At 66.5% G+C, this 12,747-nt stretch carries 12 protein-coding genes and 1 tRNA gene; 7 read left to right on the top strand and 6 right to left on the bottom strand.

The features are described 5' to 3' along the window. Positions 1 to 8: 8 nt before the first annotated feature. From IAG39_RS25905 to IAG39_RS25880, 6 genes are all read left to right on the top strand, one after another. Positions 9 to 944, top strand: coding sequence for a fumarate hydratase (locus IAG39_RS25905; protein ID WP_059373764.1), 936 nt, complete (start codon positions 9 to 11; stop codon positions 942 to 944). After that, complete coding sequence (locus IAG39_RS25900) at positions 938 to 1,618, top strand: fumarate hydratase C-terminal domain-containing protein (RefSeq protein WP_118932875.1); 681 nt, start codon at positions 938 to 940, stop codon at positions 1,616 to 1,618. The genes IAG39_RS25905 and IAG39_RS25900 overlap by 7 nt, the downstream gene beginning before the upstream one ends. A gap of 48 nt (positions 1,619 to 1,666) precedes the next feature. Then, positions 1,667 to 2,500 (top strand): amidohydrolase family protein, encoded by an 834-nt coding sequence (locus tag IAG39_RS25895; RefSeq protein WP_118932874.1) that lies wholly within the window; start codon positions 1,667 to 1,669, stop codon positions 2,498 to 2,500. A gap of 53 nt (positions 2,501 to 2,553) precedes the next feature. Beyond that, a complete protein-coding gene (locus tag IAG39_RS25890; protein ID WP_054450007.1) occupies positions 2,554 to 3,426 on the top strand; it encodes a LysR substrate-binding domain-containing protein in 873 nt (290 codons plus the stop codon). A gap of 170 nt (positions 3,427 to 3,596) precedes the next feature. Next, positions 3,597 to 4,598, top strand: coding sequence for a Bug family tripartite tricarboxylate transporter substrate binding protein (locus IAG39_RS25885; protein WP_059373768.1), 1,002 nt, complete (start codon positions 3,597 to 3,599; stop codon positions 4,596 to 4,598). Positions 4,599 to 4,604: 6 nt separating this feature from the next. Beyond that, complete coding sequence (locus IAG39_RS25880; RefSeq protein ID WP_316253132.1) at positions 4,605 to 5,357, top strand: sulfite exporter TauE/SafE family protein; 753 nt, start codon at positions 4,605 to 4,607, stop codon at positions 5,355 to 5,357. Positions 5,358 to 5,369: 12 nt separating this feature from the next. Here the strand turns inward: IAG39_RS25880 and IAG39_RS25875 are convergent, their stop codons facing one another. Next, the gene (locus IAG39_RS25875) at positions 5,370 to 6,899 is read right to left on the bottom strand and encodes a CoA-acylating methylmalonate-semialdehyde dehydrogenase (RefSeq protein WP_118932873.1); all 1,530 of its coding nucleotides are present in this window, start codon (positions 6,897 to 6,899) and stop codon (positions 5,370 to 5,372) included. A gap of 119 nt (positions 6,900 to 7,018) precedes the next feature. On the opposite strand from IAG39_RS25875, the gene IAG39_RS25870 reads away from it, so the two are divergent. Beyond that, positions 7,019 to 7,984 carry a LysR family transcriptional regulator gene (locus IAG39_RS25870; RefSeq protein ID WP_059373842.1) on the top strand — a complete coding sequence of 322 codons (966 nt, stop codon included), beginning with the start codon at positions 7,019 to 7,021 and terminating at the stop codon, positions 7,982 to 7,984. Here the strand turns inward: IAG39_RS25870 and IAG39_RS25865 are convergent. From IAG39_RS25865 to IAG39_RS25845, 5 genes are all read right to left on the bottom strand, one after another. Beyond that, entirely contained in the window at positions 7,981 to 8,982 is a 1,002-nt protein-coding gene (locus IAG39_RS25865) for a Bug family tripartite tricarboxylate transporter substrate binding protein (protein WP_118932872.1), read from the bottom strand. The two genes, IAG39_RS25870 and IAG39_RS25865, sit on opposite strands and share 4 nt — an antisense overlap. A gap of 61 nt (positions 8,983 to 9,043) precedes the next feature. Further along, entirely contained in the window at positions 9,044 to 10,675 is a 1,632-nt protein-coding gene (locus IAG39_RS25860; RefSeq protein ID WP_118932871.1) for a thiamine pyrophosphate-binding protein, read from the bottom strand. A 113-nt stretch (positions 10,676 to 10,788) separates the two neighbouring features. Beyond that, entirely contained in the window at positions 10,789 to 12,246 is a 1,458-nt protein-coding gene (locus IAG39_RS25855) for a catalase (RefSeq protein WP_118932870.1), read from the bottom strand. Between the two features lie 84 nt (positions 12,247 to 12,330). Then, the gene (locus tag IAG39_RS25850) at positions 12,331 to 12,564 is read right to left on the bottom strand and encodes a hypothetical protein (RefSeq protein ID WP_118932869.1); all 234 of its coding nucleotides are present in this window, start codon (positions 12,562 to 12,564) and stop codon (positions 12,331 to 12,333) included. A 78-nt stretch (positions 12,565 to 12,642) separates the two neighbouring features. Continuing rightward, positions 12,643 to 12,716 (bottom strand) — tRNA-Cys (locus IAG39_RS25845). Between the last annotated feature and the right edge of the window lie 31 nt (positions 12,717 to 12,747).

Below are 12,747 nucleotides of genomic sequence, written 5' to 3'. Positions count from 1 at the left end.
TCCCAATCATGAGCATCCCTGTCCAGAAAGTTGAAGAGGCGGCGCTGGAGATCATGCGCCGCGCGGCCATCGAAATCCCGGCCGACTACAAGCGCGGCATCCAGGAACTGCAGAAGAAGGAAACCGGCAAGCTGCCGCGTTTCGTCATCCACGCCATGATGGACAACTGGGAAGCGGCCGACCAGGACCGGCGTCCGATGTGCGCCGACACCGGCCTGCCGCGCTACTACGTCAAGGTGGGCAACCACGCCTCGGTCGACAGTGGCTTCGTCGCCGTGGAACGCGCGCTGCGCCACGCCACGGCCGAGGCCACGGTCAGCGTGCCGCTGCGGCCCAACCGCGTGCATCCGCTCTGGCGCACCGACCACAACAACAACGTCGGCATCAACGCGCCCGAGATCGAATGGTCGTTCGAGCCGGACAGCGACTGGATAGACATCACCACCGTGCACAAGGGCGGGCTGTTCGGCACCGACTACCGCATGCTGTTTCCCGGCGACGGCATAGACGGCATCAAGCGCTTCGTGCTGGACACGCTGATCGCCTTCGGCAAGCGCGGGCTGGCCTGTCAGCCAGCCATCGTCGGCATCGGACTGGGCGGCTCCAAGGACACCTGCATGCAGCTGGGCAAGCAGGCCGCCTGTCTGCGCACGGTAGGGGACCGTAACCCGGACCCCAAGGTGGCGGAATTGGAACTGGAGCTGATGCGGCTGGGAAATTCCATCGGCATGGGCGCCATGGGTTTCGTTGGTTCCGGCATGGTGGTGGACTGCCATATCGAGTGCGGCTACACCCACACCGGTGGCATGCCCATCAGCCTGCACACCTTTTGCCTGTCTTCGCGCCGCGCCACCGCGCGGATCCATGCCAACGGGGAGATCGAATACCGCACCGATCCCCAGTGGTTCACGCCCTACATGCGCCGGGAGACGGTCGAATGGTAAGCAACGACGACGACATCAAGGTCTTTCATCTGGACCTGCCCGCCAGGCGGGAAGACATCGCCAGGCTCGAACTCGGCTCGGCCGTGTACTTGAACGGCGTGGTCTACACGGCCCGCGAAGGTGTGTACAAGAAGGTGCTGGACCAGGGCTTGCCGCTGCCCGTGGACTTGCGCGCCATCAGCAACGTCAACTTCCATTGCTCGCCGGCGGCCGCGCCGGACGGCCGCGGCGGCTACAACGTGGGCGCCGTCACCGCCACCGCCTCGTTCCGATTCTCCAAGTGGATACCGCGCTGGCTGGATGAGACCGGCTGCCGCATCCTGATCGGCAAGGGCGGCATGCCCGCGGACGACTACAAGCAGGTGCTGGCGCCCGGCGGCGCGATCTACCTGACCACCGTGGGCTACGGCACGGGCGCCTTGCTGGGGCGGGGCATCAAGCGTGTGCGCGAAGTGCACTGGCTGGACGAACTGGGCATTGCCCAGGCCATGTGGCTGTTCGAGGTCGAGAATTTCGGGCCTTTCATCGTCGAGAGCGACCTGGAAGGCAATTCGCTCTTCGCCCAGCACGCCGAGGCCATCAACGCGGGCATCGAGAAGCTCTATGCCGGGCTGAAGCCGCCCGCTTTGCATCGCTACGGCGAGACGGACGACCGCAAGGACGAAGTGATGTAGGCGCGGCGGCAGGCTTGCGGCAACCTCATACCTGACAGAGATACTGCGATGATCATCGACTTTAGGCTGCGGCCGCCGGTAGGCGGCTTCCTGGACACGCTGATGTACTCGGCGGGAGAACGCCGCGACGGCTTTACGCGGACGGTGGGTTTCGAGCCCTCGGCCGCGGCGCAGCAGCAATCGATGGCGCTGCTGCTGAAAGAAATGGACGCCGCGCGGATAGACCGCGGCGTGGTCGTGGGCCGCCTGGCCGGCGTGCTGGGCAGCGTATCCAACGAGGACGTGCGAGGCATCGTCGCCGAGCATCCGGGCCGATTCATCGGCGCCGCCTCCATCGACCCCACCGACCGGCGCCGCGCGTGCCAGACCATCAGCCAGGCAGTCGAGGACGGTTTCAAGCTGATCAACATCGAGCCTGGCTCCTACCCGGTTCCCATGTACGCCGACGACAGGCGCCTCTATCCGATCTACGGCCACTGCGAGGACCTGGGCGTGCCGGTGATCATGATGGTGGGAGGCACTGCGGGGCCGGACTTGAGCTATTCGGACCCGATACGGACCGACCGGGTGCTGGCGGACTTTCCCGGCCTGAACGTGGTGGTCGCCCATGGCGGCTGGCCCTGGGTCAACGAGATCCTGCACCTGGCCTTTCGGCGCCAGAACCTGTGGCTGTCGCCCGATATGTACTTCTCCCGCATGCCGGGCTGGGAGGAATACGTGAAGGCGGCCGACGGCTTTCTCTCGGACAGGATGCTTTACGCCAGCTCATTCCCGTTCTGCCCGGTGCAAGGGTACAAAGAGTGGTTCGAGACCTTGCCGATCCGGCAAGATAATCTAGGGAAAGTCATGGGAGGGAACGCGCGGCGGCTGCTCGGCCTCTAGCGCGGCATACTCCTCTTTTCCGCAACGCCGCTCTTCACCAGGAACCTTCTTGCATGGACATCCGGACGCTCTACACGCTGATCGCGATTGCAGACCACGGCAGTTTCGCCGAGGCTGGCAATACCATCGGCCTGTCGCTGTCGGCGGTGAGCATGCAGGTCCGCGCGCTCGAGGACGAACTGGGCATCACGATCTTCGACCGCAGCCGGCGTCCGCCGATACTCACGGACACGGGGTTGGCGCTGGTGCACCGGGCGCGCGACCTGATCGCGCATTGGGAAAGCATGAGCGCCGCCCTGAAGAAAGGCACCTCGTCGGGACTGCTCAGGCTCGGCAGCGTCCACACCTGTGTGTCCGGCGTGCTGCCGCTCGCGCTGCGGCACCTGCAGAAGCAGGGCCACGGCCTGGAGGTCCACGTCACCACGGGGCTCACGCACGACCTGGAGCGCGCCATTTATCACCGGCAGCTGGACGTGGCGATCGTGACCGAGCCCGACGCGCCGCGCTCGGGCCTGGATTTCCTGCCGTTCGTCGAGGAGCAACTGGTCGTCATCGCCCACCGCTCGGTCAAGGGCGCCAGCGATCAGGAGATCCTGGAGCAGAACCCTTATGTCCGCTTCAATCGTTCGGCGCGCGTGGGGCATCTGGTGCAGGAAGAGATGGTGCGCAGGCGCATCACCGTGCGTTCGACCATGGAGATCGACAACCTGGAAGGCGTGATCGCCATGGTGGCCAATGGCCTGGGCGCATCGGTGGTGCCGGCCTGCCGCGGCAGGAACGAGTTTCCGCCGGGTATCCGCGTCATTCCGTTCGGCTCGCCCACCGTCACGCGCCGCCTGGGCATCCTGGCGCCGAAAGAGAACCCGCGGGCCCATCTTACGCAGTTGTTGCTCGATGCATTGAAGTCAGTCTGTGCCGGCCAGTAGTTCTTAGTCCGGTAGTTCTGTAGTTCAGCAGCCTAGTAGTCCGCAGAAAAACACCGCAACGCCCCAAAAAATCGAGCCATCGGCCCGAGGGTCAGTTGCTGCCTGGCGAATCGTCAGCCGGCCGCGAGCCGGCGGGCTTCGCCGTCCCGCGAACTGAAGGAGACAAATCCATGAAGAACGAAATCCGACCCAATGATGTACGCCGCCGCATCGTCAAGACGCTGGGCTGTGGCCTCGCGCTTACGCCGTTTATCGCCTTGCCGGCGCGGGCCGATTGGCCGGCGGACAAGGCCATACGCATGATCGTCCCGTTTTCGGCGGGCGGGGCCACCGACCTGCTGGGCCGCGCCTTGGCGGCCGAATTGGGCAAGGGCCTGAAGCAGAGCGTAATCGTCGAGAACCGCGCGGGCGCTGGCGGCAGCGTGGGCGCGCAGGCCGTCGCCAGCGCGCCGGCGGACGGCTATACGCTGTTGCTCGCGTCGGGCAGCATGTTCACGGTCAACCAGTTCATCTACAGCAAGCTGCCTTATTCGCTGACGGATTTCAGTCCCATCGGCAAGGTGGCCAACGGGCCCATGGTCATCACCGTCAATGCCAACCTGCCGGTCAAGAACACGCGCGAACTGATCGAGTACGCGCGCGCCAGGCCGGGCAAGCTCAGCTTCTCGTCGGCGGGCGTGGGCAGCCAGACGCACATGGCGGGCGAAGCCTTCAGCGACGCGGCGGGGATCGAACTCATGCACGTCCCGTACAAGGGCGAGGGCCCGGCCTACACCGACCTCATGGCGGGCGTGATCGAGGTCGCCGTGGGCAATATCAACGCCATCGTGCCGCTGCTCAAGGGAGGACGCCTGCGGGCGCTGTCCGTGACGGGGAAGGAACGTTCGGCGTTGCTGCCGGACGTGCCGACCACGGCCGAGGACGGCGTGCCGGGGTTCGAGTTCACGGGCTGGTTCGCCTTGCTGGCGCCGGCGGGCACGCCCCAGGCCTCGGTCGACCGGCTGCTGGCCGATGCCAAGGCGGCGGTCGCGCAGCCCAACATGCAGCGCTATCTGGCTGACCAGGGGATGTCGGCGACCATCGTGCCTGCCGCCGCGCTCAAGGAGGAGATCGCCCGGGAGTCCGCCAAGTGGAAGGCACTGGTGGAAAAGAAGAAGATCACCGCGAGCTGATTCCCCATGATGCCGTCCGATACGCTCGCCTACGCCGCGCCCGTCGTCCTTGCCGCCTATGTCGTCTTCGGGATGACGGGGTTCGGCGCGGCCATGGTGGCTGTGCCGCTGCTGGTTCAGTTCATGCCCTTGCAGTTCGCGGTTCCGCTGGTGGTGCTGTTCGACCTGGCTTGTACCGCCCTGGTGGGTGGCAGCAATTGGCGGCGCGTTTCCCTCGTCGAGCTCAAGCGCCTGTTTCCCTGGTTGCTGCTGGGGATAGGACTGGGTGTGACGCTGCTGCACAACGCCGGCGCCCGCTGGCCCCTGATCCTGCTGGGCAGCTTCGTGCTGGCCGTGTGCATCAAGGGGCTGCGAGGCGCGCGGGCCAAGCCGTCGGCGCCGCTGAACACCTTCTGGGCCTTGCCGTTCGGCGTGTTCGGCGGCATCTTCAGCGCGCTGTTCGGCACCGGCGGGCCGATCTACACCATCTATCTGTCGCGCCGGCTGGATGCGCTGGACCAGTTCCGCGCCACGATCTCGGTGGTCATCCTGGCCAGCGGCCTGATCCGGGCGGCGGCCTTCGGCGCCGCCGGACTGTATGCGCAGCCGGAGATCCTGTCCGCAGCCGCCGTGCTGCTGCCCGTGGCGCTGATCGGCCTGTACGGCGGATCCCGCCTCAGGGTCCGGGTGTCCCCGGAACTGCTGAAGCGGGCCATCTTCGTGCTGCTCGCGATAGCGGGCGCGGGCGCCATCTATCGCGGATGGATCTCGCCTGCGTGAGACGGACTGCCGTTACTTGGCCGTCGGCATGGCGAACTCGGCGCCCTTGCCGATGCTTTCGGGCCAGCGCTGCATGATCGACTTCTGACGCGTGTAGAAGCGCACGCCTTCTTCGCCATAGGCGTGCATGTCGCCGAACAGGCTGCGCTTCCAGCCGCCGAAGCCATGCCAGGCCATGGGCACAGGGATGGGCACGTTGATGCCCACCATGCCCACCTCGATGCGGCGGCCGAACTCGCGCGCCACGTTGCCGTCGCGGGTAAAGCAGGCCACGCCGTTGCCGAATTCATGGGCATTGATGAGATCCACCGCCTCTTTCAGGTCCTTGACCCGCACGCAGCCCAGCACCGGGCCGAAGATCTCTTCCTTGTAGATGCGCATGTCCGGCGTGACGTGGTCGAACAGCGTGCCGCCCATCCAGAAGCCGTCGCCGCAGCCCGCGCCCGCCTGCGAGCCTTGGAAGCCGCGGCCGTCCACCAGCAGTTGCGCGCCTTCCTGCACGCCGAGATCGATGTAGCCGCTGATGCGCTCATGCGCGGCGCGGGTCACGATGGGACCCATCTCGGCCGCGGGATTCTCGCCGTCCAGCACCTTCAGCGTCTTGGTGCGTTCGATCAGCCTGGGCAGCAGCCGGTCGGCCACGTCGCCCACCAGCACCGCCACGCTGATCGCCATGCAGCGCTCGCCGGCCGACCCGTAGCCGGCGCCGATCAGGGCGTCGACCGCCTGGTCGATGTCGGCGTCCGGCATCACGACCATGTGGTTCTTGGCGCCGCCCAGGGCCTGCACGCGCTTGCCGTGGCGCGCACCGGTCTCGTAGATGTAGTTGGCGATGGGCGTGGAGCCGACGAAGCTGATGGCCTTCACGTCCGGGTGTTCCAGCAGCGCATCCACCGCCACCTTGTCGCCCTGCACCACGTTGAACACGCCATCGGGCAGGCCGGCTTCGCGCAGCAGTTCGGCGATGCGCAGCGACGCGCTGGGGTCGGTGGGGCTGGGCTTGAGCACGAAGGTGTTGCCCGCCGCGATCGCCACCGGGAACATCCACATGGGCACCATCACCGGGAAGTTGAACGGCGTGATCCCCGCCACCACACCCAAGGGCTGGCGCAGCGTCCAGTTGTCGATGCCGGTGGATACCTGCTCGGTATGGGCGCCCTTCAGCAGCTGGGGGACGCCGCAGGCGAACTCGACGATGTCGATGCCGCGCGTGACTTCGCCTTGCGCATCGCTGAAAACCTTGCCATGCTCGGCAGTGATCAAGTGGGCAAGTTCGTCGCGATGCTTGTTCATCAGTTCAAGAAACCTGAACAGCACGCGGGCGCGGCGGATGGGAGGGGTGTCCGCCCATTGCGGAAACGCCGCCCTGGCGCTGGCCACGGCGCGGTTCACCTCGTCGGGCGTGGCCAGGGCCACCTGCCTGGCGACAACGCCCGTGGCCGGGTTGTAGACGGGCTGGCGGCTGCCTGTCCCGTCGACGAGGCTGCCGCCGATATAGTGTCCGGCATCGCGGGATTGGGCGCTGGCATTGCTTGCGGTCATGGCTGGCTCCTGGGCTCATGCATGGTGTTCTGGAGCTGGCAATGTCGCGCATTGCCGCCCGGCCGTCGAGATCAGAGGGCTGGAATCAGTGTTTGATGTTTCGAACAATGGAGCAGGGCATGACGAAAACCAGACGTCTGGAAGATCTGTGGTCGCATATCCATTGCCTTGGGGTGCTGGCCGATACCGGCAGCTATACGGCGGCCGCGCGCCGCCTGCAGATCAGCAAGGCCTCGGTGAGCCAGCGCATCGTGGAACTGGAGCAGGCGGCTGGCGTCCCTCTCGTGCGCCGCACCACCCGCAGCGTCGGCCTGACGGAGGCGGGGCAGAGCCTGGTCGACCAGACCGCGGCGGCCTTTCTGCGCATCGAAGAGGGCTTCTCGGCCGTGCGGGACCTGTCCGAGGGGCCGCGCGGCGTGCTGTCGGTGACCGCGCCCGTGGCCCTGGGACGCCAGGTCATTGCGCCGCTGATACCCGGGTTTCTGAAGAATTTTCCCGATGTGCGGATCCAGCTGGAACTCAGCGACCATCTCGCTTCCCTGGCTACCGAAGGCTTCGACCTGGCCATCCGGCATGTGGCCGGCGTGCCGGACACGCACGTCGCCTCGGTCATCTGCGAGACGCGCTCCGTGCTTGTCGCTGCCCCGGAGTATCTGGCACAGCATGGCACGCCCAAGACGCCGATGGATCTGGCCGCCCACAATTGCCTGCACTACCTGCGGCGCAGCGGCAGCGCGACCTGGTCGTTCGAGTCGCGTGACGGAGACAAGCGCGTGGCGGTGCCCGTGCGCGGCAGCTTCACCGCGAACAATAGCGAAGTGCTGAGGGAGGTGGCTGTCGGATCCCTGGGGATCGCGCTGGTGCCGGATTTCAGCGCCAACCAGGCCCTGCGCAGCGGAGAGCTGGTCGAGGTCCTGCGCGGGTGGCGCGTGGTGGGCGAATATGCGGAACGGCTGTACGCAGTCAGGCCCTACACGCCGCGCGTGCCGCTGACCGTATCCTCATTCGTCGGCTATCTGCGCGAGGCGATCCCGGCGTCCGCCGGACTCGGCGGGCCGCCAGGAACGGGGGGTGGGGCTGGCTAGTTGACCTGCAGTCCGGCCTTGGCCACAAGGTCGGCGTAGATCGCGGCCCCCTGGCTGACGTATTTTTCCGTCTCCGCGGGGGGCAGGACGTGAGGGATGCCGCCGAAGTTGGCGTTGCCCGCGATCCACTTCGGATCCTGCGAGATCTGCTTGAGCACGGCGGCCCATTTGGCCACGGCTTCGGGACTCATGCCGGGCGGCCCGAACAGCCCGCTCCAGCCTATGACCGCCTCAAGTTGGGGCATCCCCAGCTCGCGCGCGGTGGGTATGTCGGGGAACTGCGCCAGGCGTTCGGGCGTGGTCGTCAGCAGGGCGCGCAGCTTGCCGCTGGCAAGTATGCCCGTCATCGAACTCAGGTTGTTGCAGGCGAAGTCCGCGTCCTTGCTGAGCACCGCCAGCGCAACTTCGTTGCCGCCCTTGTAGGGCACGTTGACCACGGCTTCGGGCTTCAGGCCGAGGCTGCTGAGCAACAGCTGCGGTGCAAGGTTCTGCACCGTGGCCGGACCGGAATGGCTGTAGTTGAGCTTGCCGGGGCGGTCCTTCAAGGCCTGCGCCAGATCGCCCATCGTTTTGTAGGGGCTGTCCGGATGCACCACGCAGACCACGGGGTTCAACTCCAGCAGTCCGATGTACGTGAAGTCCTTTGCGGTGTAAGGCGTGGTCTTGGGTTGCAGCGCGGGCAGCAGGACCTGGGAGCCGATCCGGCCGACCAGCAAGGTGTAGCCGTCGGGCGCGGCGTTCTTCACGGCGGCCGAGCCGATCGCGCCATTCGCCCCGGCCTTATTGACCACGACCAGCGGCTGGCCAAGCAAGCCTTGCGCGGCGGCAGCCAAGTTGCGGGCCGCCATGTCGGCGTCGCCGCCCGCGCTGAACGGCACGATGAGCTGGACGGGTTTGGCGGGATAGGATTGGGCGGTCGCCAGGCCCGGAAGCGTGGCAAGCATGCAAATCGCGGCGCGAGCGAACGCGCCCGGCCAGAGGCCGGTAGGTCTCATCATGAGGGTCTCCTGTCGTGCTAAGGGACGAAACCGGACTGCAGCTGGGCTCGATGCTTCGAGGTCAATGACCGGTTGCGGACTGCATTGATGCGCTGAAAACCGGAGCGGGTTCGCCCGCCAGGGATACGTTGATGCACGCGGGCAGCCCGCTGTCCGCCGCCGCGCGCAGCGCGGTGGCGAGGCTGTCGCGGTCCTGCGCGGCGTAGCCGGCTCCGCCGAGCGCCGCGGCGACTTCGTGATAGCGCGCGGTCGGCGCGAGCTGGCAGCCGATCAGCCTTTGCGGGCCGTAGGTGCGCATCTGGATGAGATGTTCCGCGTTCCAGCGCAGGTCGTTGCCGATCACGGCGACGATCGCGGCCTGTTCGCGTGCCGCCGTGTCCAGCTCCATCAGGTGAAAGCCCGCCGTGCCATCGCCCATGAGCACGGCCACGGTGGCGTCGGGCTGTGCGATCTTGGCGGCGATGGCGTAGCAGATGCCCGCGCCGATTGCGCCGGACATGCCGTTGATGATGCGCACCGGCGCCTGGCAGTAAGCCTGCGCCCACTGGCCGAATTCGCCGCCGTCGCACACCAGGATCGGGTTGGGGGCGGAGGCGAGAAACGTCTGGACGGTCTCACATAGCGCGCGCGGCCCCAACGCACCCTCGGCGCAAGCCGTGGCGCCCAGCGTGTTCCGGTTGCGCAGCGCGTCGTCCACCCGCGCGCGCCACGAGGCGCGTTCGGCCGGGGCTGGCGCTGCCCGCAACGCGGGCAGCACGGCGTAGGGATCGCCCTGCAAGGCCAGGGCCAGGCGGTCGCCCAGCAGGCGGGCCGCGCGTTCCAGCATCGCGGGGTCGGGATCTATCGCCACGATCCGGGCCGTCTTGCCCAGCGCGCCGGCGCCGCCGAAGCCCAGCGTAAAATCCAGGCACTTGCCCGCCAGCACGATGAGGTCCGCTTGCGGAATGAGTTCGGCCAGGGAACCCAGGGAAGGGTCCTTCAGGCCGCGAGGGCTTTCCATGGGAATGAGGCGCGCGCCTAGCACTGCTTCCAGCCTTTCGCGAACTGCGCGCATGTGCGGCCGTGCGCCGGTGGGGCCGGCCAGCACCAGGGGCCGCTGCGCCGGATTCACCAACGCGGCGAGCAGTTCCAGGCCGGCTGCGTCCATCGCGGCGGGCTCGCGCTTGGGGGTAGTGGCGGGCAGTTCAGCCAAGCCCGTCTCCGCAGTCATCAGGTCGAAAGGCAGAGCCAGATGGACTGGACCGCGCCGGGGAGCAAGCGCTTGCGCGACCGCGCTGTCTAGCGCGGGATAGAGTTCCTGCACGGTCCGCGGGCGCAGCGAAAGCTTGGTCAAGGAACGGGTGATGGAAACCTGGTCCAGTTCCTGGAACGCGCCCATGCCGTCTTCCCCTGCCGGGGAGTCGCCGGAAATGAGGAGCACCGGGCTTTCGGCCTGTGCCGCCGAATAGAGCGGCGCCAGGCCATTGGTGATGCCCGGCGCTGCGGTCAGCATCGCGACGCCTAGTTCGCCGGTGATCTGGGACCACGCATCCGCCATGAAGACAGCGGCCGCCTCATGCCGCACGTGGATGATGCGGATGCCTGCGTCGATACAGGCATCGTAGAGCGGCATGATCTGATTGCCGGACAGACTGAAGATGGTCTTGACGCCCAGGCGATGCAGCGTACGGATAATCAACTGGGATCCAAGCACCTGTGTCTCCGCTGAGGCTGCGTCGGTTGTACGCCGCGCACCTGTTTTTTACCGGCTATGGGAGAGTTCAGTGTATCGGCTATCCGTGGCGGGTTGGTTGATGTTTTTTGAAGCTAGGGGGCGGCCCGCGGATGGTCTTGTTCCGTCTGCATGACCGCGTCGCGCACGCCTTGCCCGTAGGCCGGGTCTGCCCGTGTGCAGTTGGCGATGTGGCGCTCGATGACTTCCCTGGAGGCGTCGCGGATCGCGCGCGCGGTGTTTTGGAATAGCCTTTGCTTTTCGTCTGCCGCCATCAAGCGGAACAGGTTGCCGGGCTGGGAGTAGTAGTCGGCATCTTCCCTGTGGTCCCAGCGGGCCGCGGCGCCATTAAGGTCCAGCGGCGGTTCGGAGTAGTCCGGCTGCGCCTGCAGCGCGCCATGGCTGTTGGGCGTATACGCGGGCGTGCTGCCGCCGTTGCCATCCACGCGCATGGCCCCGTCGCGGTGATAGCTGTGAAACGGGCAGCGCGGCGCGTTCACCGGTATCTGCGGATAGTTCACGCCCAGGCGATAGCGCTGCGTGTCCCCATACGAGAACAGGCGGCCCTGCAGCATCTTGTCGGGCGAGAAGCCGATGCCGGGCACGATTACCGCGGGGCTGAAGGCGGCCTGCTCGACCTCGGCGAAGAAATTCTCTGGGTTTCGATTGAGCTCCAGGACACCGACCTCGATCAACGGATAATCCCGGTGCGGCCAGACCTTGGTCAGATCGAAGGGATTGAGCGGGTAGGTATGGGCCTCGGCTTCGGGCATGATCTGCACGTACAGGGTCCAGCGCGGGAACTCGCCGCGTTCGATCGCTTCGTACAGGTCGCGCTGGTTGCTCTCGCGGTCTGCGGCGATGACCTGACCGGCCTCGGCGTCCGTCAGGTTCTGGATGCCCTGCTGGGTCTTGAAGGTGAACTTGACCCAGAACCGCTCGCGGGCGGCGTTGATGAAGCTATAGGTATGGCTGCCGAAGCCATGCATGTGGCGGTAACTCTTCGGAATGCCGCGGTCGCCCATGATGAGCGTCACCTGATGCAGGGTCTCGGGCAGCAGGGTCCAGTAGTCCCAGTTGTTCTGCGGGCTGCGCATGCCGGTGCGGGGATCGCGCTTGACGGCCCGGTTCAGGTCGGAGAACTTCAACGGGTCGCGCACGAAGAAGACTGGCGTGTTGTTGCCGACCAGGTCCCAGTTGCCTTCCTCGGTATAGAACTTGAGCGCGAAGCCGCGGATGTCGCGTTCGGCGTCGGCTGCGCCGCGTTCGCCCGCCACGGTGGAGAAGCGGGCGAACATCTCGGTCCGCTTGCCTACCTGGCTGAAGATCCTGGCCTTGGTGTAGCGCGTGATGTCATGGGTGACGGTGAACGTGCCGAAGGCGCCGGCGCCCTTGGCGTGCATGCGCCGCTCGGGGATTACTTCGCGGTCGAAGTGAGCCATCTTTTCCAGGAACCAGACGTCCTGCAACAGCGCCGGTCCACGCCGGCCGGCGGTCATGGTGTTGTCGTCGTCCGGAACGGGGGCGCCGAATGCGGTGGTGAGTTTGCTCATGATGGGCTCCTTGCATGGTTCAACGGGGCAGCGGCCTTCAAGAGCGGGTGCGTCGCAGCGGGCCCGGATCCGGCCACGCGGGGGTCAGGCGTAGTGCTCGATGGGGGAGTGATCCTCCAGGCGCAGCACGCGGTCATCGATGACGAGGGACGGCAGGCGGGTGATGCCGAGCGCCTTGGCCTGGGCGGCGGACTCGGGCTGCCGCGCGAGGTCGAATGATTCGTAGCGGTGCAGCGGCGTCGCGAAGGCGGCGGCCATGCTGCGGTCTATGCCCAGGCAGAGATTGCAGCCGTCGTGGAACAGGGTGACTTGAATCAAGGCGATCTCCTTGGCGTGCCGCCAGGGCGGCTGCGTCCCGGCACCCGTACCCTATGGGCCGACATGCCAGGCTGGTCTTGGAGGCGCGGGCTGGAATCGAACCAACCTCAGGAGATTTGCAATCTGCCGCATGACCACTCTGCCACCGCGCCGCTTTCTTTGTCCTAGGACGTAATGAATGGT

This window comes from Achromobacter xylosoxidans (assembly GCF_014490035.1).
Classification (GTDB): domain Bacteria; phylum Pseudomonadota; class Gammaproteobacteria; order Burkholderiales; family Burkholderiaceae_B; genus Achromobacter; species Achromobacter bronchisepticus_A.
Note: the sequence above shows the minus strand (reverse complement) of the source record. Positions and strands in the feature narration are given on the sequence as shown.